Here is a 22464-nt window from a genome sequence, read left to right as displayed (position 1 = left end):
TTTACCATATAACTGATTCAACAATTTGGCTACGCATTCCGGAAAAATACGCACGACAAATAGTTTTAAAAAAGAATAATCAGATTACTTTCAATTGCCACTAAAAATCCAAGAAGAACCCAGGTTGGATTGCTTCATAATAATTTGTACAAAAATACTCAAATCCAAAGCATACCCCCACCAACCATAATGCTAAAGCGATGTCACGTTCGCGCGTTTGAGCTAAACTGCCTAGCAATTCCTTAAAGCTAGTTTTATTTAAATCTTGGTGTTGGTAAAGCTCGGATTGCAGTTTCAAAAAAATTATTATTGATGCAACGCTTAATTTCATATCTAAAGTAGTATCAAACGAACTTATTATATCATCCGTTTTTTTCAACAAATAGTCAAATTTAACATTTTTATTTTTGTTTTTACTGGTGATTTCTTTCAAACACGAACGATAGTCATCTAGCAAATGTGTAACATCATTTTTACCTGAGTACAGCTTGCTAACGATTACCCCAAAATCCAAAAAGTAGCCAATATTAGTATTTGGTATTGGGTCATGACGACTATAGCATAGTAAGTTTTCGAGAAACGTGCCATTTAGAGGAAATTTTTCGTCACGGCTGTTTTTAGATGTACCAGACAAAGCCTCATCTTGGAGCAGTTTTATTGTATCTTGATATTTATGTACATCTAATTTAGCAATTTTTAGTAATGCGGCACCACCTAACAATGATAAAGATGATTGTTGCCGTTGAACATAAGCATTAACATAATTTTCAAATATCGGCTTGGCTAAGTTAATGCTGTTATCAATTCGTCCCTGAAGCAATTTTTCACCGCGTTCGGTAATTGGATAAACACATTTCAAATTATGTATAGAAATATTAATAAATGCTAGTTTACTTTCATCAAAGTCATAAGGCGCCACTTTATAAATATCTTCAACTTGTGCAATTAGTACTTCGTAATCTTCCTCATAATTGGGCACTGCTTCCACTACTCGTGTAGCAACTTTATCTAATTTAGACGTATCATCAGCAAAATCTTCATCAAAAATTGGTATCAACCTAAATTTCATTATCTTCAATTCAGAACGACGATACCATAACAAAAATTCATTATAACTAAGCGGTAAAAGATATTTCATTAGAAAAATAATTCCTCCTCTGTAGCAACTTCAACTTGCTTTTTAATTGGTAATTCGACTCTTCTTAACAAATTATCTGGTATACGGGTTATGTAAGGATGGGGTTTACCTGTATAAGATAGATACAAGTTGATTCGGCTTCTTGTTAATGCTACATAAAATAAGTTATTAGCTATATCTTTGCGTCCCCAAATATTTATATTTTCGCATACATTAGGCACTAATACTGTTTCAAAATCTAACCCTTTAGCACTATGGTAAGTAAGTAAATGTACCTTAGATGTATCATTTAAATCTCCATAGCCACCACCTAAATATTGTATGCTTAACCCGCATTTGGATAAATAGTTATTTAAATTATCAAAGTCTTCTCCAAATTTCTTTTTTTTAACTTGCCATTCATCAAAATTATGCAAATTTAAAACAGCATCGATAAAACCCAAGATAAACCTTTTTTGCGGTAACAATATAGCCGTACTTACACGAGAGTTAGCATAACTTGAAGCAGTTTCAAATACATATTTAATTTCTTCATTCACATCTAATGCTGTTGCTAATGTTACATCAACATTCCGTAATTTAGAACGGGATGCTTTCTCAAGTTCATTACTTGGAAAAATTGCCTTGACTATCTCAATAATCTTGTTGGGCAAGCGATGTAATATTTTTAATTCAATCGTAACAGCATTAATTAATGATACCATAGCAGCTACAGGCATTCCATGCTCATAAATTGATTGGGCGCCATCACCAGCTACTATTAATTGATGACATTGACTGTGCAATAGTGAAACAACCTTCTCTGATAAATCCTGCACCTCATCTACTAAAATCATATCGTAGGTTTGAGGACTTTTCTCGAAGGCACTATAAGTTTTTGCATCAACGCCACAGTTATTAATAGATTTTGATGTAGAAACATTCTTGATATCGGGTGGGATACTAGCATTATACATATCAACTAAACTATTAGTATAGCCTACTACACATACCCGTAATGCCGGATTTTGTTGTTTGGCTTTAATTAAGATATGCAGTAACACAATAGATTTACCCGAACCAGCAAAACCTTTAATAAAAAAGTTTCGTCCCTTGTTAGCAAGAATGCGGTCAATAGTCTCACGTTGTTCGGAATCAAGTTTGGGATAGGGAATTAACCAAGACATGTAAAAATATATCTCCAATTAAAATAATTTAAATGAATTAGATGGAGGAATTAATCTACTATTAATATTTTGATTACTTCCTATTTGCGATGCTAGCAAGCTGTCTTCATCATAAAATTTAGCTTTAGTGTTTAATTCAAGCTGACGCATCTTGACTACTTTAACCACATCATTCTTGCCCAATAACTCAGCGGCATCAATCAATTTATGATAATCTAATAAATATAAATTATTATCTAAAAATAATTTATATAGAGAATCAAAAGCCCGTTGCACCATCTCCCGACCTCTAGCTCTACGATTAGCTTCTTTAGCCATTAAATATCTGCCATATGAAACTAAGGTAAAGGTAAAATTTTGATCCAATGATAAAGATTTTTCCATTAATGATTCATACTGATGGTTATCGCCATTACGATAATAAGATAGTGCCAAATTAGCGGCATTAACTGCACTTGCCTCTTTTTCATAAGCTTTTTGAGACCAAGCAAGCGCTTGTTTTTGTTTATCAGCCCAAGCATAGTAACAACCAATGTTTGTCTCGTACCGCTTATTTTTATCCAACATTTGCACCAATTCCAAGGTTTCAGCCGCACGCAAATAATCTTTAGCCTCTACACAAGCCTCAACTAAATATAACAACTCTGGAACAGCGGGCTTACCGCCATTTTGTGCTGCCATCTCGTTAGCCATTTTCTCAGCTTTAAACACTAATCTTTCTTCCGTAGTTAGCTCTCGATTCGCAAATGGGTTAATTAATGTCGAAACAACTTCATTACCATCAATGCTTGCTGTCACAGATAACACCTTATCTTCACTCAATCTACAATTTACTCGTACCCATGTATTAGGAGCGAATGTTTCAGAATAAATATCGGCATCAATAGTAATCACCGTCAATATTTTATTTTCGTTACCGACACATAAGGGAATCTGAATTTTCTCTTGTTCGTTATCTCCAGTGCAAAAATCAAATTCCTTGTTAATGCGAGATATCTCAGTACCTGCTGCAATTAGCGTTTGCAATCCATTACGGGTAATTAATAAGATAGGTTCGGAGACTATAGGACGTACCAACGTCAAACCTAATCCGTTTAACAATAATGAGTTAACAGCGGCGCCTTGAGAAACATGGCAGCGCAAATCACGAGGTATTTCGATCTCAACACCTGTAAAGTAGTTTGCCAAAGCAACTTGCACATAAGGGTTGCTGCTACTGCCACCAATAAATAAGATTAAGTCCAAGTCCGAATTATTTAACTCACCTTTACGTAAACTCGATTCAATTGGCGCAAACACGCTAATATCGCCAGTTTCTGCACCAACAAAAAAACTGTCCATCACTTCATTAAACTCGCTGTAACTCATGCTTGGGTTTAATAAATTTAATTTCTTGGTGGGCAAATCTATATCTATGGAGCGATTCAATTCTAACCTTTCATTACTAGTTGCTATTGAAGGCAATCGGTTAGATACCATTTGTGACGACACCGATTTACAAGCCAATATCTTTAATTCCTCGGCTGTCTTCTGCAACTTAGGAATAATTCGCTTGCTTAAGTCGGCACTTCTAAAGTCGTCAATGCTGCAATTATTCTGCTTAAATAACTGTGGTAATAATATGTCAGTTACAATTCGCTTATCGATGTCATCCCCACCCAATGCTGTAAACTTAGATATAGCTAAGTTTTTACAAGTTAGTCCACCTGTTTCACTTCTAGCAATTTCTAGTATTGATACATCTAGCGTGCCCGCGCCCCAGTCAAATACAAGAATTTGTAATGGTGATGATTCTGGTATATTTAAACTACCTAGTCCATTTAAACTGGATTCTGCTAAATAACTCAGAAATGCCGCATTTGGTTCATCAATTAATAATTTGCCTTCTAGCTCAATTCCCGCATTAGATAACGCTGATAGTAAACTTGCACGCTGGTTAGATTCAAAAGATGCAGGTACAGATACCGAATAACGAATACGGGATGGCAAATTGTGTTGTTCAATATAGTCCTCGATTTGATTTTTCAAAAAGCTGAAGAAAACTCGCGCTGCATCTAATGGTTTTTCAATCGTCGCAATTGGATGTCCTGTAGGTAATTTACTATTGTAGTAAACAGACCCTAAATCCTCACCCAGCCCCATCTTAAATGAAGCCCATAAATTAATTCCTTGCTGTAATTGACCTTTTAATGATGAGGCGCCTACACCTATAAATAGTTGCTCTTTATACCATGCAATCACAGTTGGCACTAAGTGTGATTCATAAAGGCGCCCATCCTCAAGCAACTGTTGCACGGACATTGAATATGTCTCAATCGGTACATCACCATTACCAATTATCGAATAACTTATAGTAGTTGTACTTGTGCCAAAGTCAATACCTACATAAGTAGTATTACTCAACGTGGATTGAATATTATCTTGAGCTAACCCAACGCCTACAACATTACTTAAACTTAACGCTGAACTCATACATTACAATCTCTGTATAATTTAAAAAATTCTAGCAGAAGAAACCAGTTACTTACATCACATCATATTGATGTTTTATTTTTAGCTTCGATAAAAATAATCATTCTCTACGAGGTTATGTTAAAATTAACTGTTCTGGAAATTTGAACTTTTGGGCTTAATTCTTGCTTTTACCATTGGGATACTAGTTGTAACCAGACCCGAATAAATTGTGGAACTGGTTACAAATAGTAGTTTGGCTACCATTACGCTAACTTTGGTAACAAAGATTGATTGCTGCCTGCACCAACTGTAATAATATTACTGGTTTTGCCACGAGCTAAAATATCATCACTGTCATTGCCGAGAATCATATTTCTGTTTATGCTACTGCTGCCATTCAAAGTGGCGCCGCTATCTGCTCCAATTGGTGCATTTACCGTGGTGTTGAGTAGCACAGAGACATTATTCGAGAACCAATGTGGCATTGCTAAATCCTGTTTACCATCTTTGTTGAAGTCCTCCACGACAACAAATCTAGGTTCGTCTCCTGCTGCATCAAAGTTGGTGGCAGTGCCAAAGCTGCCTGTGCCATCTCCAAACAGCATCGAGACTTTGTTATAGAAATAGTTCGGTGCAATTAAGTCTTTGATACCGTCTGCGTTTAAATCTTTTATGGTAACGAAAGTAGAAGCGGCGCCGATGTTATAGTTGGTGGCAGTACCAAAGTTGCCAAAACCATCCCCTAACAGCACAGATATATCGCTGCTAGAGCTATAGTTTGCCACAGCTAGGTCTGGGATACCATCTGCGTTCAAATCTTCTACAGCTACGGAAGTTGGTTTGCCCCCCGTATTAAAATTAGTGATGTTGCCAAAGCTGCCTGTGCCATTTCCTAACAGCACTGAGACGTTAGCAGAGTCAAAGTTTGCGACAGTTAGGTCAAGGAAGCCGTCTGCGTTTAGGTCTTTCACAGCAACGGATCTAGGAGAGTCTCCTACATAAAAGTTGGTAGGATTGCCAAAGCTACCAGTGCCATTTCCTAAAAGCACTGAGATGTTATCAGAACCTAAGTTTACCACAATTAAGTCGCTTAATCTGTCTGCGTTCAGGTCTTGCACAGTCACAAAAAAGGAGCTGCTTCCCGCGTTAAAGTTGGTAGGAGTACCAAAACGACCTGTGCCATCTCCTAACAAGACCGAAATGTTGCTTCTAAAGCTTGTCGCAGGTGAACCATAATTCGCCACAGCTAAATCCTGGTTCCCGTCTGCATTAAAGTCCCCGACAGCAACGGACAAGGGCGCGTCTCCTGCGCCAAAGTTAGCGGCAGTGCCAAAGCTACCTTTTCCATCTCCCAACAGTATTGAAATGTTATCAGACTGATTATTCGCTACAGCTAAGTCCTGGTTGCCGTCTTTGTTGAAGTCTCCTAGGGCGATGGAACGGGGATCCAACCCCACACTAAAGGGAGAGTTAGGAGCATTGCTAAACGAGACATTAATCGATGGAAGATCATCATTAAGGATTGTTCCAACGGTTTGGAAGCCAGTAATATCCGTGTTGTTATCTGTATTTAGGTTGACAAAAAAAGTTTCGTCAGACTCTACATTGGTGTCACCAATAACCTGTACACTAATAATTTTTTCTGTCTCGTTTTGGGCAAAGGTTAACTGACCGCTGGTAGGATTGTAATCTGTAGTAGCTGTAGCTGTGCCATCAGCAGTGGCGTAGTTTATTGTTACCGTCGAGAGGAAGTTGAGAATATCAGTACCAGAAAGGTTAGCTACTGTTTCAATAAAGCCAGCACCAGCAGTCCCAGCTAAACCTTTAATAGTGAATAAAGCGTTGGTGGCGCCGTTATTGCCTTCGGTAATGGTGACTTCATTAATGGAGAAATTTCTTGGCGAAAAGAAGTTATCAATAGATAGGTCATCAGCCTGATTTGCAACTCCATCTTTATTAATATCTATTAATAGTGTGCTGCCCAATCGTGCCAGTCCAGCTTGACCAGAAGCTAAACCTGATAAGGAGAGGGTAATGTTTGAGAGATTAAGGATATCATTGGCGCCGTTGGTATCTTGAATTCGACTGCCCGCAGCACGAGCTAGACCTTCGATAATTGTCTGGGCATCTAGCTCATAAGTATCATTCCCTAATCCTCCCTGTAGGATATCGGCGCCACCGCCACCAATCAAAACTTCATCAGCGTCTGTTCCAATCAAGGTGTCATTATACGGGGAACCCTCATATTGTTCAATTGACACAAATTTATCTCCCTGTGCCTCTCCCGTAGCTTCGCCTGTGGCTAAGTTCAGCGATATGCCTTCTGTGGCAGTGCTATAGCTGATTTTATCGATACCTGAACCACCATAAAGCGAGTCGGCGCCTGCTCCTCCAACTAAGAAATCATCGCCAGCATCACCGTGCAATGTGTCATTTCCATCACCACCCTCCAGAAAATCATTTCCATCTCCTCCAGAGAGCAAGTCATTACCACCTAGTCCACCTAATATATTGTTAGTAGCATCGCCTATTAAAGTGTCATCATATGGGGAACCCTCATATTGCTCAATTGACACGAACACATCTCCCTGTGCATCCCCCGTAGCTTCAAGAGTAGCTAAATTGAGCGAAATGCCTGTTGTGGCAGTTTCATAGCTGGCTGTATCGTTATCAGCACCACCATCGAGAACATCGGCGCCTGCTCCTCCAACTAGCCAGTCATCATTATCACCACCACGCAATGTATCATTGCCTAAGCCACCATCTAACAGGTCGAAACCACTATTACCATCTAGAGAATCATTACCATTCCCACTCATAATCAAATCATCACCGTTACCACCTGCCAGTTCTGCCGATGTTAAAACGTTATCTTTTAGCTGAATGATGTCGTTTTTCTCTCCCCCGTTAGCAACAATCTTACTAGCGACGTTGTACTCCTTGCTCGTGTCAAATGCAGCAATCAAGACTTTCTCACTACCAATTGACCCTGATTTATGCTCAATCGTAAAAATTTCAGCATCATCGATGATATTTCCATATACGCGCGCTGCCGCATTTAACCCCATGTTCAACCGCAGGGCGCCGCTACCAATATCTGTAGCCAATATCGGCACATTTTGTGTACCACCATTGCCACCGTTATGGATATCGTCGCACTTACTATTAAATTCGGCTAAAGTTCTTCTAGGGCTGTCGTAGCGCTTTCTGATTTGAAATGGTCTTACCCCAATTGTGAAATAAGCGTTCAAACCAGCAGTTACTTTACCAGAGGCATCGAATAGGCAAAGGGGGTCGTGTTGAATCAAAGCCTTCACTTCGTCAAAATAAACCTTTCCGTCTTTGTTAGGGTCGTTAAGGTTAAAGTCAACATTGCCGTAAATTCCACCACCAACCCCAGCTGATACTACTTTTACGTTCAACTCAGCAGAAGCTTCAAGCCCAACATTAAACTTAACTTCCGCAATATCATCTCCAGTTCCATCAGCGTTAGCACGGTCGCTAACATATATACCGTTAAAAATATCCGTTGCGTCGCCAGATTTGCTGAAATCCCTTAACCCCTTGGTGTCATACCCAAACGCCAAATCTACTTCTCCACCGATGTTTCCTCCGATTCTAACCCCGAACGGGCCTACAATGGGGAAGAACTGAGTGTATCCAAAATCAAACTTCAACTGCGGTAAATCATAGGTAAAAAGAGGAATATCTTTACCTAGTAGTAATTTGAAAGCCTGCATTGGTTCGGTCAGCAAGGGGAATTTCAGTCCTTCACCAGGTATTGTAATAAGGCTATTAATAATTTGTTTTTCGTTAACGTTACCAAGATTATTAATTTGGTCACTAGCACTAGGAGCGGTGCTAATAATATTTAGATTGTCAACGTTACTTAGCAGAAAATCGGGTTTGCGGATGTCTGCCTCGTCACCCAGATTGAAGCTACCTAGATTGATTTTAGTATCACTACTATTTGAAAATTTTGAAATACCATCGACAATTTTGATAATGCTGTCAACTGAATTTATAAAGTTAATATCTGACTGATCTATATACCCAAGTTTCTTTCCTATATCTAAAAGATTAAGCTCAATGACCTTGAGATCAATCTTTTTAGTTAAAATATCAATAACTGGTTTTATAGGTTTAGTGATTTTATTAACATCTTCCAAAACTGGGCCAGCGAAGTCGCTTAAAAATGAGCCTAAGTCTAACTCTACATCCTTAAAGGCAACTGTTGGCGCTACATTCTGAACAAAATCCCAGTTTACAATCAAATCTGCACTAAGTTGAGGCAACCCCTTTAAACCGTTAATGCTAGAGAGGAGATTAAGCTTAATGTCAGCAGAACCTTCTGGTGAAACTGTAAAGCTGTTATTGTTCAGTTCGCCAATTGTTAACTGGTTATCGTTGCCATCTTCTAAGTTGAGCGAAAAGTCAAGTTGGCTACCAATATCTTTTGCATCAACTTGAAGAAACCCAAGTGTGGCTTTTGCCTTTGGTAGCGATGGTTTGAGTGAGATACTCAAATCTTTATTAGGCGAGGTGTCGAAGAAGAACTCATTAGTAGCAGTTTCAATACCGAAACCAAAATCGAATGTATAGTCAAGGTCAACACCTGCCTTAGCATTTTCACCAAGTTCTAAACCAAGCTGTGGCAAACCAAAGCCAATTTTGGACGGCAGCGAAGTTTCTAATTTATTCGTGCCGCCTAGTTTGAAATTAAATTTAACTAAGGAGCCATCTCTAGTATATATAATATCTTCTTGAGTAATATCATCTCCAGCATCGTTAGAGTCTTTGAGCAGCCCAGTTGCCCCAAATAACCCAGAAGGACCAAACAATTCAAAGAAAGCTTCCTGTATCTCATCAACAGATGCATTCTCCGCCACCTTCAATTTATCAGTAAATTTTTTCTCAATTTGAATAGATAAGTCCTTTATGAATAGCGCCCCAGTGGCAGTTTTAAGTGTGTCTCCAAGCAGCGGAATGCCATTCAAACTACTAATATTCTGAAGACCCGTTGCCCCAAAAATCTTTTCAGTTAGAGCCGTCTGGATGGCAGATAGTATCTGACCTAAACCATTCTTCAAGGGTTGAAGACCTATGCTCGGTCCTACAGAAAAAGTGTAGGCACCACTCCAATAAGAACCAGTAGAAAGAAAGTTAGGGTCAACACCAGACTTCGGATCAGGAATAGTGTCACTACCAGCAACAATAAAATTATACTTTCCTTGATTGTTTGTAACGCGAGTCCACTGTTCTAAGGTGGGAGTCCACGTGTTTGTATTTATATTTTCAGGGTTTATATTATCTTTAGTGTCCACCACACGACGTGAAAAGTCTTCATTGAAGATGATTACTTGAAAATCGTCATTGGCATCGTTATTGTTCACATTCCATGTAAACTGTGGAATCTTATTGGGGTCACTTTCATTAACCTTAAAGGTTTTTCCAATTAACTTACTTTTGTTAGGTTCTGGTGATACACCGTACTCCTCAAAGATTGCTCCAAACTTCGTGCGTTCAGCATCGGTTGAAATACCGTAGAAATAATCCCAAACATCATCGAGTTGATCCAGATCAGATATTTCGTTGTTGAGGATGTAGTAGAGTCCCTCGTGGCCAGATACCTTGTGCCCAGATAGTAATGCAATTTCAATTTCAATTCCATCATGAGGTTCGTTTTTTCCGTCTGCGAGATCCCACAATATCCGAAACACTGATGCCTCGTCGCCTTCACCTTTATTACCAGGATTATTGGCATTATTGGCATTACTGGGACTCGGTTTATTTTCTAAATCATGTTTAGCGGTTTGATCGATTGTATCCGTGTAAATCGGATCGCCCACATTTGGTACATTCGGCAACAGCCCTGCGTCAGCGGCGACATACTGAGCAGCAATCCCCAAATAAGTTGCGAGTCCCTCACCCCACGCGATACGGATGCCTTTAGATTTCCCAGAAGCTGGAATAGGTATAGTCGGCTCGCCAGTAATACTGCTGTAACCTGCTATGTGCTTACCACCAGGGGAATCGGCTAGATTGTCAATGTCTGCAAGGAAATGACCATACTCATGCAGAATTACATCCCAATCTAAACTGTCTCCAGATCGGATAAGTAAATCCTTATTTGTAGATTTGGTGTATGCCGTATTAGTATCTGGAAACCTAGCCTTCAATCTCGGCGTTGGCAGTTTTCCACGTACAGTGTCTGCATAAACTTTTCCTACATACAATGCATCACTAATTGAAAACGCACGCTCTGCGTCAGTACCGTTGCCAATAGTAAAGTTTATAGTGTTAGCACCATCCGGGATCTCATTAGTAGTATTAGTTGTCTGAGAATAAGTTGTAGCATTAAGTCCCACCACTCCATCCACATGGTGTGCTAGTCCATCAGCCAGTACTTCTATATATATGTCCCGCTTGCCTTGACCAAACGGCTCATTGTTGTCGAAGCTAGCTGAGTAACGTCCTTGAGAGTCAGTATAAACAGTTGCGATCAGCGTATCAAGACCTAGGTCTTCATCCCAGATTTTTACGGTTGCCTCACGAACTGGGTGCGTTTTACTAGGAATAGCACTATCCGTCCAAAGAATGGTTCCGGAAATCGTGACCTCATTATCTGCCTGCTCTATCTCGATGACTTGCCCATCCAAAGTGATAGTAGCTGTATCATTCTCTGCTTTCAACTGCTGTAACCGCCCTTCATCCAGCGTTTCCCCTCGAACCAGTGCAGAGAAAATAGCCCCTTCATCCCCAGGGCTATCTAATGCATTAATTTGGGCATCAACAAAATGCCCAATTTCTTCTAATAAAACATTAGTAATCGCTTGGGGATAAGAAGTATTTTGTGTAATGTATTCCCAAGATAGATAAATATTGTTGGTTGCTTTAGCAAAAGCCCCGTTAGCTCCATTCATTTCTGCGGCTGGGCGGATTTCAATCGTTGGAAGTTCTTTAAAGTTGCCAGTTGCCCATTGCCCTAACAAGTTTTCTAACTTAGAAGCATCAATTTGGTTACCAAAGGATAAATTAACTGTTTCTAATAAACTTCCGTCTTTTATGCTCTCGCTTAAATAGTTTTGTAAAATCAAAGTCGCTTCATTCAAGGCGAATTGAGTAGACTCATCTAAAATGTCAGCACCAATCAGTCTAATCTTGTTCATGATTTTAGGCTTCCTCTTATCTAATTAGTTTCTTCAGTACTTGGCAAACGGCGCCTCCCAAATCTCATCGGTTAATTTTGGCGCCCGGTAATACCAATGGATGCTGCAAAGTGTTCTTGTGTTAGTCCACTGAAAAGCCGCAAATCACAAATAAGCTTGCTGGGTTTTAGCTGGTCTATGACAAAGATTTCTGGTACTTATCTTAGTTGTAGTATAAATGACACATTGCTATAGATAAGTAAATATCTTATTTGATGTGTCTTATCTACATTCCATATCTTGTCTGCTCCGGAAAAACACGGAATTTTTTGTTTTACCGAATAAAATTTGTAATTAATCTAGCTTATGAGATTTTGTAGCAGTAGTACCCTCGTGGGTACTGTTACGTAAATCCTAAGTGAAATAGAAAGCACTAGTTTTAAATTATACTTGTAACTAGTTATTAACCTTAGCGGTCAGGATGTCCAAGATGTAATTTGGAGTTATATAAGTATAAATTCTAGTTGTTACAAAGCAAAAAACTGACTAATTGAAGGTAATAGCTTGCCACAGATTTGAACAAGTTCTACTGTTGATGGTAAGTCGGCTATTGTACCTTTGAGAAACTTGAGTGCATTTTTTACCATTTTCTGCATAGTTCCATCTTCTGGTTTTTGACCTGCTTCAGCAATAGCTTGCACCTGCTTCAATGCTTGTTCTTTGTCTTCATCACTTAAGTTGACATCAGATTCGATTGCTGTTTGTAACTCATTCAATAGTTCCTTAATTCCTGGTTCATCGGTTTCTGAGGAATCAGGCAATTGATTGATAGTATTGGTGACGTTACCACTAATGGCGCCTATTGCAACTCCTGTCATTGATGAATTTTCACCAACGGCGTTAATTCCTGTAATATCGCCTTGGGCGCCACTGATATTTACATTTCCTTTACTTTGTGACAATAAACATGACGAATTACTATTAAAGTGGCAAAATCTACGTGTATATTTTGAAAAGAAATATTTTGAAGAGTAAATCATGCTGCGGGCTATTAACAGCACTATTTATACTTCGCCTCATTGTACAACAAACGACAGGCGCCAACTCATTCTTACTAGGTATTTATTGCCCAAACAGGCGTACCATCAGGATTATAGATAACTACGTCACCGTTACTCTCAACTACTAGGTGGCTACCTGGATGTTGCCAAGTACCCGAAGACCAAACTGGGTTAGCATTCCAGTCGTAAATGACGAAATTTCCATTACCGTGCATTATACACATGCCATTTGTTTTTCCCCGTGTGTTGGAAGTCCAAAGGGGTTGATTATCACTATTACGAAAAAGCACGAGGTTGCCGTCACCTTCATAAACGAACGTATATTGTCCGTTTGCTGAAATTAGAGAATCACAAGGATTAAGAACCTCGCCAGGTTGTAAGCAGTCTTTATGTACTTTAAAAAGCTTGTCAAGAGACCCGAATGTTCCGATGTCTTCGGTTTTTTTGTATGTAATATTTACTGATTTAGTTTCTACTTGAGGCATTTTATTTCTCCTTATTTGTTTATGCCCGATTTTAATTTGATAAATATAAATTGAGCTTGTTCATACTGTTTAAAGTAACGACACATAAGCAAGAGCCGAATACTGATTTGGTTCGTTTTCAAGCTTCGACAGGTAGAGAAAACCATGCCAAGAATTACCTTTTTTATCTTTTAATACCCAGCGACTCCATGCTGTATTTCCGTTTTGCCCAGCGTCCAGGCGTTTCCAACCAGCGCTTTGAAACTGAGGGTCATAATGGGCTGCAAGAGACTTACTATCTAATTTCGTCTCTAACTTTACTCTTGAATCAAAAGAATTTTCGCCACCTCCACCAGTTGCATCTATAAGGCGAGTATTGGGTGGTGCAACTAATGTTGGAAGTGGTACATCGCCACCCGGATATTGTTGACATCTAGTACCACTGCGTCCGGTATTAAAGTTGAGGCGTACATCGGTAAGTCCTTTTTCTACTGGGTTTGCATTAATAGTTAGTTCTGTATCTTGCCCCGAACGAAAGCAAAATGCCATTGGTTTTACAAAATTGGATTCAACAAAGCCTTTACTACCATCTGCTCCAGAACTCGATATATTTTCCCATCCGGATGAACCAAGGCGCCTATTATAAAAATCGAATACTTCTGAGCGTGATTGAGGAACATCAAGTAAAATCTGACCATTGCCAGAGCTGTACATTGAACTACCAAGAACTTGGGCTTTATCAGGCAATGGCACTTTTACTGGTAAATTATCAGGAAGTTGCCCAAACCAGAATTGTGTTTGGTCGCCCAACAGGCGCCCTACTATTTTTTGAATTATTGTATCGCTGTTCGGATTTGGTAGAGCTACACTTTCGGCTTTAGCAAATGTCATTGTACTAATCATGAATAAGACAAAAGCAGCTTGTACTCGTTTTCTGAATATAAATAATTTCATGTTTTGATAGTCTCGTTGTGTAAGCAATTTATGTATGTCTTTATAATCACTGATTATTGCTTAATCGTCAGCAGGAAAAAAGCAGGTTATTTATTTAATTATTAATCAAAAATTCACTCTTAAAATAACCAAAAATACTAAGCACTAAATAAACAACCAGAAAAAATCCGGTTTTTTCCGGTTTTTTGTACGGTTGCGACTTATTGATACATCAAATAATAAAATTGTTCACAAGGGAACTTTTAAGGCTCAAACAAGTTCCTGTAAAGATGAAAACATTTGGAATTAAGTTAATTTAATTCCATTATATGGATAAATCTTCATGTTTAAGTATAAAAAAATACTATCAACTACACTGACACTTATTACGTTAAATGCTGTACTATTTTATACAAGTAAAGTTGCCGCACAATCAAGTAATAGCCAAGTGATATTAGGAAGTGAAAAATCAAGACCAAAAACAACACTAGAGATAAAACCCCGATGTAATAACTTTTGGGAATGTCTGAATTTAAACTCTGCAGCATTGCCTCTACTTCGTATATTAAGCCCAGCTACTCCATCTCCCATAAAACCGAAGCCCAAATGTAAAAATAGTGCGTGGGCATGTCCGATTTTAAGTCCACAAGGCAATACAAACGTTTCAGAAGGTATTGTAGGAAACAAAAAAAGAAGAACTTCAGAAATCAGACTCATGCAGGAGCCTGAATGTAAGGAGAATGTATGGGAATGTCTAATTTTAAGACCACTAGACGATGTGAGTTCTTCTCAAGATTAATTTAGAATAATTTTTCAAACATTTTAGACAGGCGCCTTGTGATTAAATATAGTTGCTGCAAATACTACCCTCACGGGTACTGCAATATCGGTTTATTCTACTGTATATAATCAATAGCATCAAAATATACAAGCAAGTTCATAACAGTTACATTACTGATTCCAACTTGTTGCTGCTCAGGATTCAATTGCTGAAAGCGGGATATAAACAACCTCTCAAAGGAATTGGGGTCAGGGGACATGGGATAGGTGTCAGGTTCAGCCTGATGGGCTGTAGCTTTCTCAACTGCTAATTGCATTGTAAGAACAATGTGCATTGCAAGTTCGCGAACTTCTGCGTTGTCAATTTCAGTAACTTGTGAAAATTTAATTTCAGACATGGAATTCCTTTTGACTTAACTTTAACTTGTGAATGAAGATAGCGTTTGATTTACTCGCCTCTTTCATGTCTTTATCATCGCTAATTGTTTTTAAATAGTCAGCGGGAAAAAAGCAGGTTATTTAAATCAAAATTTGCCCTTATAAAACCGGAAATATTTGGCGATAAATAAAATTTTAGAAAAAATCCGGTTTTTTCTGGTTGTTTGTACGGTTATGGCTTTGAGCAGAAGCTATTTAGTTATCGAAAATATCAATACCATTTACACCAAGATGCCTTGTTATGAAATGTATCCATCGCAAATATTACCCGCAAGAGTACTGTGATATGGGCGGATTCTTGCTATATGTAATCAATAGCATCAAAATATACTATAAAATTGCAACATGATATCAGTAATGCAGATAATATGTATTTTTTTACACAATAAAACTTAAACATCAGGATTGTGAATAGCTGCTTTTAAAGAGGTAGAAATTGTTTCCCATATTATAAATCAGCGCATTGTTGAGAATTGGTTTGGTTAGCGCACGATAAGCAACAACATTTACAAACTATATTTAGTTAAGAAGGTGCCGTTATTAAAATACCTCATTATGAGTAAGACCCTCAAAGTCATTATTCTGTGAGGGTTTCAAAGTAATTAGACTGTTAGGCAATCGGCATTCTTACAAGCAAAAGATTGCCCTTGAGGGAGCAAGCTTAATTGTTTCCAATACTAATCACATCTCGGTTTCATAGACGAATAAATAGTATTAGCGGTGTTGCTGTTACTTACTCCAAGGATTCGCATTTTGGTCATTAATTTTCACCCAATAACGCACATTTGAAATACTTAGATTGGGGTCTGTTGATTTAGCATAAAACCCAAAACCTGAAGGCTGAATACCATCGTGAAACTCTGCCATCCTAAACCCAGACAAACTATAACGCTTTTGACCTTCTTCCTGACATTTATTATCTGCATTTTGTTCTGAAAGCAAGGAATTACCTACAACTTCGGGGATAGCAAAGACTTCTCCACCAGACCAAGAGTTAGTATATGTAGTACCTTTGGCTATCTCTGGAATTGGATTACTTGTGAGTTCCGGAGACTTACGAATACAAAGTAGGGATAGGGTTTGGTCTACAGAAGTATCACCAGAATAGGGATTTGTTTTACTGTCATATCTAGCTTGCACATAAGTTTCCCCATTAACATCTACTTTGTTATTGATAACCCAAGTCATAGCTTTTTTAGCAGATTGAGTTTGAGCTATAATAACTGGCTTTGTAGTTTCACCTGGAGATATAGTGCCATCAGCATTTGGAAGTGGCATAAATCTTGAATCTGTTGGTGGCAAACTTGTTCTACTTAGCTGATCTAGTGGAATTTGGGTACTACTTAGAAAGTATCTAGTATTGGATATAGTTATTTTGGAGTTTGAAGAATTACTGTAGCTTAATCTAGGTGATTGCGACTGATTTTGTACAATATCTTTAAGTTGCTTTTGTAACAACATACTATTGCTAGAAATACCAGAAGCAACTGGAATTTCAGTCCAAACCCCCATTAATACACCATTGTTTGCTGGGTCGGACTGTTCATGGTAAGCAATTAAATATTGAGTCACACCTCCCGATGAACTTGTCACAATGGGAGTTGCCATAGCATTTATCATCGAAACAAGATTGCCGTTATTATCTCTTAGCTTAAGAATTGTTTTGAATAAAGAGGGTGTTAATGCATTTCTGGAAGTAATTTCCTCAGAATATCCATAATGCATTAGCACACAACCATCGTTATCTTTACAGGAAGTACCGTTATATGCTAATGCTGGAGGATTAGAACCACTGGAATTAAAACTTAAGGTTAGTGGCGGATTACCTTTTCTTTCAGTAAATGTAGCACTTAAAAATGGATTTGAAGTAGAAGCTTGGTCACTGTAATTAAAATCGGAACCGCCCACATTTCGGTTATTGTAATAGTCGTTAGCGAATGGGTCATATATAAAACTTCTACTAAATCTTATGGCTTGAATATCGGGAATAGTGCTGAAGTTAAGCTGACCACCAATTTGTACAACATCAGCTTGAGTAGGATTAGAAGAGATTTTTTTGAATTCCTCTTTAAGATAGTTGACGGGGTAAATAACATCAACGTTTACTAAAATTCGACTTTCTACTGATGATTCTTGAGCAATAGCTGAAGAAACAGAAAATATTGAGGAACCGATTAAGAGTACCGAAACTACTAGTTTTCTGAAAGGTTTAATTAACTGCATGATTGAAATCTCCTAAAAATAAAGATGAAGTGTTTGCTACTAAGAATGTTGATTTACCAAACTACCCTGAATATCTAAATAATCGTAAATCTTCCTTGCTTATAATTAGAACTTACGCATTCACAAGAAAAAAGTGTCATGAGTCGTGTAGTGTAATGCGGCGCATTTGCCAATAAGCAAGAATTTGGGAGATGCTTTACTACGAAAGTCATGACAAAATTTTTCTTTCAGTCCTAATAATGATGCTTTGTCTTCTAACCATATTGTTATCAACTCATATTAACAGTACCCTTCAGGGTAATATCAACAGAATTTATACATCGACACACACTGACTCAACAAATGAACTTGAGATAGGCTCTCCGTTATGATAACGATCTCCATAATTTAGAATGCATTGCCTGTTATTTTCGATATAAGTTTGAAAGGCTTCGTTCAAGGTGCAAAGTTTTTGGCTTCAAGATTGGGTTAAAAGTGCGAGTCGCTTGTTCGGGGGTAGGAGGATTATTAACGTTTTAAGCTTAACCAGGTTTCAGTTCCTTTGCTATGCCCGCCCCAGCTAACATGAGAGTAAGAGCGGAAATTGCAGCAATTCTTCTGAGTTTCATATTTTTAACCTTTGTGATTATATATTGAACTGAAGTTAACAGTTAATGTTTTTCGTTGTGCTGTTTGGTTGGCTTACTTCTTCCATGACCCTATAATCACTGATTCTTTTTTAATAGTCAGCAGGAAAAAATCAGGTTATTTATTTACTTGTTAACCAACAATTCACCCTTATAAAACCAGAAAAATAGGCGCCTTTCTAAACTTCCAGAAAAAATCCGGTTTTTTCCGGTTGTTTCTACGGTTATGGCTTAAGGGAACGAAAAATAATGATAATCTATCAATCAGATTAAAAATGACGAGCAGTTTTACAATGAGAGTAAACAGTTAAAATATCCTGTTTGATTAGAATGTTGTATGAATTAAGAATATTTTGGGGCACAAATACCTATGAAATCAGACTTAAAATTAGAATTAGATTGGGCACAGACGCAAAACCTTGTAGATGCTCTGGTTTTCTCTGTCACTCGCAAGCATCTTGGTAATGCTGAGGTACAGGTACTACGAGGTGCCTGGGACGGTAAAACTTATGAGACTATTGCTTCAGAATGTCATTTGGCTGTTAAGTACATTGGGGAAGTGGGTGGTAAATTATGGCACAATCTTTCTGACGCATTAGGGGAAGAGGTTAAAAAGACCAATTTCCGTCAAGCGCTGCAACGAGAGTGGGAAAAACAAGGTTATAAAAATGGAAATACATCAATAGTCTCAGAACAACTTCCAAAAACAATGGAATTTTCCGAAGAACCTTATATAGAGCGCCCTCCCGTTGAGTCTCGCTGTTATGAGGAAATATGCAACAGAGGCGCCTTGTTGCGAATTCAGGCCCCGTTACAGTTTGGTAAAACTGAGTTGATGTCACGGGTAATGTATTATGCTGAACAACAAGGATATCGTACAGTTGTTTTAAACCTACGCGATGCAGTAGCTGAAGATTTTAGTAGTTTGGATAAGTTTTTGCAGTGGTTTATTACGAGTATTGCTGAGACATTAAAGTTAGAGCAACCTGTAGAAGAACATTGGCGTAAAAGTTTGGGTAACTGTAAGATTAAATGCCGAACCTACTTTGAAAAGTATGTCTTATCTGGAGATGATGTTTTTGCTGTTGCTTTAGATGAAGTAGATAGACTGTTTCAATTTGGTGCAATAGCTGGAGAGTTTTTGGGAATGTTACGAACTTGGCACGAAGACGCAAAAACTAAGCCTCTTTGGCGCCAGCTACGGTTATTGATGTTGCATACACAAATATATAGCGAGCTAAATATTAACCAGTCACCGTTTAATGCGGGTACAGAAATTAAATTAACAGATTTTACTAGTGAACAAATAAAATCTTTGGCGCAACAATATAAATTAAACTGGGGAAATACTCAAGTTGAACAACTAATGGCAATGGTAGGAGGACATCCTTATTTAGTCGCAAAAGCGATACAGACAATAGCACGTCAAGATATGAGTTTAGAAAATTTATTAGTATCGGCGCCTACTGCTTCTGGAATTTATCGAAATCATTTAGAAAGGCATTGGCGTTATTTACAGTCAAACTCTACATTAGTAACGGCTTTTAAAACTATACTTTTAGCAGATAATCCTGTTGAATTTAATTCAAACTTGAATTTAGAAGATGCAGTAAAATTATATGATTTTGGATTAGTACAACTGCAAACCAATAGTGCGGCACCGCGTTATCATATTTATTGTTTATATTTTAGAGAACGATTAGGAAGTTAATCCGTCTCTTCTTCCCCCCTTAATAAGGGCAGGGCTGTTTCATTCTCTAGAGATAAAAGCTGTAACCATGATTGTTCGGTTAACCAACTACTAAAATCTCGTTCGGTAAAGGCGGATTTATAGGCGCCTGGTATTATTCTTTTTAGAATGAAACAGCCCTGCCTTAATAAGGGGGGTTAGGGGAGATTATAATCATTAAAAAATTTATATAAAAATCGCATTTGTATACAACTATGAACTACTCAAGGCAAAATACAATATATCAAGTAGGGGGAAGTCTTTCAGAAGAAGCTTCAACTTATGTTGTACGGCAAGCAGACTCTCAACTTTACTCAAGTTTAAAGGCTGGGCAATTTTGCTATCTACTCAATTGCCGACAAATGGGTAAATCTAGTCTACGTGTACAAACAATGAGGCGCCTTAAAAATGAGGGTACTGCTTGTATTGCCTTTGAAATGCGTGAACTTTGCCTACACGAAGTTACAGAAGAAGAATTTTATGGCGGTTTTGTTAGCTATTTGGTAAGTGAATTTAATTTAGATATAGACCTTGAAACCTGGTGGCATGGGTATAATATAATGCATCCAGCTTTGAGGTTAAATAAGTTTATTGAAGAAATATTATTATCACAAATTACATCAAATATCGTTATATTTGTCGATGAAATAGACAGCGTTTTAAATCTAAATTTTAAAGATGATTTTTTTGCCTTTATCCGCTCCTGTTATAATAAGCGCGCTGATAAACCCAAATATAACCGTTTAACTTTTGTACTATTAGGAGTTGCAACACCTGCTGATTTAATTACAGATAAAGAGCGTACACCGTTTAACATCGAAAGCCAAGCAATAGAATTAACAGGTTTTCAATTACATGAAGCAAAACCCCTAGAAAAGGGACTTATTGGTATCGCTGCACATCCGCATACAGTACTTCAAGAAATTTTGCATTGGACAGGTGGGCAACCCTTTTTAACGCAATGGGTTTGTCAGCTTGTATCTTCTTTATCACACATTGAGAGCGGCGCCGAAGCAGATTGTGTTACTCAAACAATACGCACACGTATTATTGAGAATTGGTTAGCACAAGACAAACAGCAGCATTTACAAACAATACGTGACCGTATATTAAATAATGAACAACTCGCTTGCTGGTCTTTAGGAATATATCAAAAAGTTTTAGAAGTTGGAGAATTAGCCGTAGATGATACCCCAGAAATCATGAAACTACGGTTATCGAGTTTAGTCATCAAGCAATCAGGCTACCTTAAAGTTTATAACCGCATCTACCAATCAGTCTTTGATAACAATTGGGTAGAAAAGGAACTACAAAAAATGAGACCATACGCCGAAGCATTTGCAGCATGGGAAGCATCAGAACGTGATACATCACAATTGTTGCATGGAGATAATTTACGTAATGCCCTAACCTGGGCAAACGGTAGAAGCTTGAGTGATAAAGATTATCAGTTTTTAGTTGCAAGCCAAGAATTAGAGCTTTCACAAGTGCTTTCTAGAACAGAAATCGCCTTAGAGCAGGAGAAACAAGCTATTGAAAATTCGCAAAAAGCTCAACTGCAAGTGAGACGAAGCAAACGATTAAGTTTGATTGCTGTAGTTGCAGGTTTGGCGATAGGCGCCATTCCAATTATTTTCACTTCAGAACCGCTAGCAGTTTTGTTAAACAACATTGGATTGGAGAACTACCAAGCAGAAAAATTAAATACAGCTTTACCGTTCTACAACCTAGCGCTTTTAATCAAACAAAACTATAGAGAAGCCTATTACAACAGGGGAAAAGTTTACGAAGATCTGAATAATTTTAATTATGCCCGTATCAATTATAATGCTGCCAAAAATTTAGGTTTACCTCAAGCATACAGCAGGTTAGCTCGACGGTACATTTTGGATAAAGAATATCTTCTGGCAGCTAATTTACTTTCGGAGGGTTTAGAACTACCTCTGAAAGACCAACGAGAAAAGTATACTATGTTAAAAAATTTAGGTTGGGCACGGTTAGGTCTAGCAAGACTTGGTAAAAAAACTTACACTTACCTTGAAGCGGAAGTTCCTCTGCGTCAAGCTATTGATTTATATGAAAAACGTGGTTCAGCACACTGCTTGTTAGCACAAGTCTTGGAAGATAAAAAAGAAACACGCTCCTCGCTATCGCAGTGGCGCAAATGTCTTGAGTTTTCTGACCCACTACACCCTGATGAACGCTATTGGATTGAAGATGCAAAAAGGCGCCTGGTGTCTGATACTGCCAAATGAGATGTAATACATTAAACATTTAAATTGTTAACGGGGGAACTTTCGAGAC

General features: G+C 38.1%; 12 protein-coding genes. 3 read left to right on the top strand and 9 right to left on the bottom strand.

Going from position 1 to position 22464, the window contains the following annotated elements; translation table 11 throughout:
* Positions 1–100: 100 nt before the first annotated feature.
* The 7 genes from DSM106972_RS25065 to DSM106972_RS25035 all read right to left on the bottom strand — a co-directional run bounded on the left by DSM106972_RS25065 (position 101) and on the right by DSM106972_RS25035 (position 14385).
* On the bottom strand, positions 101–1138 hold the full coding sequence (locus tag DSM106972_RS25065) for a hypothetical protein (protein WP_127083251.1): 1038 nt from the start codon (positions 1136–1138) through the stop codon (positions 101–103).
* On the bottom strand, positions 1138–2304 hold the full coding sequence (locus DSM106972_RS25060; RefSeq protein WP_127083250.1) for a 3'-5' exonuclease: 1167 nt from the start codon (positions 2302–2304) through the stop codon (positions 1138–1140). Before DSM106972_RS25060 ends, DSM106972_RS25065 begins: the two co-directional genes overlap by 1 nt.
* Before the next feature lie 18 nt (positions 2305–2322).
* Complete coding sequence (locus DSM106972_RS25055; protein ID WP_127083249.1) at positions 2323–4776, bottom strand: Hsp70 family protein; 2454 nt, start codon at positions 4774–4776, stop codon at positions 2323–2325.
* A 245-nt stretch (positions 4777–5021) separates the two neighbouring features.
* Positions 5022–11927 (bottom strand): FG-GAP-like repeat-containing protein, encoded by a 6906-nt coding sequence (locus tag DSM106972_RS25050; protein ID WP_127083248.1) that lies wholly within the window; start codon positions 11925–11927, stop codon positions 5022–5024.
* Between the two features lie 506 nt (positions 11928–12433).
* A complete protein-coding gene (locus DSM106972_RS25045) occupies positions 12434–12868 on the bottom strand; it encodes a hypothetical protein (RefSeq protein WP_233787479.1) in 435 nt (144 codons plus the stop codon).
* 152 nt (positions 12869–13020) lie between these two features.
* Positions 13021–13452: a lectin gene (locus DSM106972_RS25040; RefSeq protein ID WP_127083247.1), complete on the bottom strand. Its 432-nt coding sequence runs from the start codon at positions 13450–13452 to the stop codon at positions 13021–13023.
* A 69-nt stretch (positions 13453–13521) separates the two neighbouring features.
* Positions 13522–14385: a hypothetical protein gene (locus DSM106972_RS25035; protein WP_127083246.1), complete on the bottom strand. Its 864-nt coding sequence runs from the start codon at positions 14383–14385 to the stop codon at positions 13522–13524.
* A 322-nt stretch (positions 14386–14707) separates the two neighbouring features.
* On the opposite strand from DSM106972_RS25035, the gene DSM106972_RS53825 reads away from it, so the two are divergent.
* On the top strand, positions 14708–15163 hold the full coding sequence (locus tag DSM106972_RS53825; protein WP_127083245.1) for a hypothetical protein: 456 nt from the start codon (positions 14708–14710) through the stop codon (positions 15161–15163).
* Positions 15164–15260: 97 nt separating this feature from the next.
* On the opposite strand, the gene DSM106972_RS25025 is transcribed toward DSM106972_RS53825, so the two are convergent.
* Positions 15261–15542, bottom strand: a complete 282-nt coding sequence (locus DSM106972_RS25025; protein ID WP_127083244.1) for a hypothetical protein — start codon at positions 15540–15542, stop codon at positions 15261–15263.
* A 769-nt stretch (positions 15543–16311) separates the two neighbouring features.
* On the bottom strand, positions 16312–17805 hold the full coding sequence (locus DSM106972_RS25020) for a hypothetical protein (RefSeq protein WP_127083243.1): 1494 nt from the start codon (positions 17803–17805) through the stop codon (positions 16312–16314).
* 996 nt (positions 17806–18801) lie between these two features.
* Here DSM106972_RS25020 and DSM106972_RS25015 point away from each other — a divergent pair.
* Together DSM106972_RS25015 and DSM106972_RS25010 are read left to right on the top strand one after the other, a co-directional pair.
* On the top strand, positions 18802–20142 hold the full coding sequence (locus DSM106972_RS25015) for an AAA-like domain-containing protein (RefSeq protein ID WP_127083242.1): 1341 nt from the start codon (positions 18802–18804) through the stop codon (positions 20140–20142).
* Positions 20143–20375: 233 nt separating this feature from the next.
* The gene (locus DSM106972_RS25010; protein WP_127083241.1) at positions 20376–22415 is read left to right on the top strand and encodes an AAA-like domain-containing protein; all 2040 of its coding nucleotides are present in this window, start codon (positions 20376–20378) and stop codon (positions 22413–22415) included.
* Positions 22416–22464: the final 49 nt, after the last annotated feature.

Origin of the sequence: Dulcicalothrix desertica PCC 7102, assembly GCF_003991905.1 — a bacterium.
In the GTDB taxonomy this organism is placed as follows: domain Bacteria; phylum Cyanobacteriota; class Cyanobacteriia; order Cyanobacteriales; family Nostocaceae; genus Dulcicalothrix; species Dulcicalothrix desertica.
This window is presented reverse-complemented; position numbering and strand designations above follow the sequence as displayed.

Excerpts from the sequence above, each read along its gene's own strand:
- DSM106972_RS25010 (WP_127083241.1), top strand. The coding sequence starts at position 20,376 with ATGAACTACTCAAGGCAAAATACAATATATCAAGTAGGGGGAAGTCTT.
- DSM106972_RS25065 (WP_127083251.1), bottom strand. The coding sequence starts at position 1,138 with ATGAAATATCTTTTACCGCTTAGTTATAATGAATTTTTGTTATGGTAT.
- DSM106972_RS25015 (WP_127083242.1), top strand. The coding sequence starts at position 18,802 with ATGAAATCAGACTTAAAATTAGAATTAGATTGGGCACAGACGCAAAAC.
- DSM106972_RS53825 (WP_127083245.1), top strand. The coding sequence starts at position 14,708 with ATGTTTAAGTATAAAAAAATACTATCAACTACACTGACACTTATTACG.
- DSM106972_RS25050 (WP_127083248.1), bottom strand. The coding sequence starts at position 11,927 with ATGAACAAGATTAGACTGATTGGTGCTGACATTTTAGATGAGTCTACT.
- DSM106972_RS25025 (WP_127083244.1), bottom strand. The coding sequence starts at position 15,542 with ATGTCTGAAATTAAATTTTCACAAGTTACTGAAATTGACAACGCAGAA.
- DSM106972_RS25060 (WP_127083250.1), bottom strand. The coding sequence starts at position 2,304 with ATGTCTTGGTTAATTCCCTATCCCAAACTTGATTCCGAACAACGTGAG.
- DSM106972_RS25040 (WP_127083247.1), bottom strand. The coding sequence starts at position 13,452 with ATGCCTCAAGTAGAAACTAAATCAGTAAATATTACATACAAAAAAACC.
- DSM106972_RS25055 (WP_127083249.1), bottom strand. The coding sequence starts at position 4,776 with ATGAGTTCAGCGTTAAGTTTAAGTAATGTTGTAGGCGTTGGGTTAGCT.
- DSM106972_RS25035 (WP_127083246.1), bottom strand. The coding sequence starts at position 14,385 with ATGAAATTATTTATATTCAGAAAACGAGTACAAGCTGCTTTTGTCTTA.
- DSM106972_RS25020 (WP_127083243.1), bottom strand. The coding sequence starts at position 17,805 with ATGCAGTTAATTAAACCTTTCAGAAAACTAGTAGTTTCGGTACTCTTA.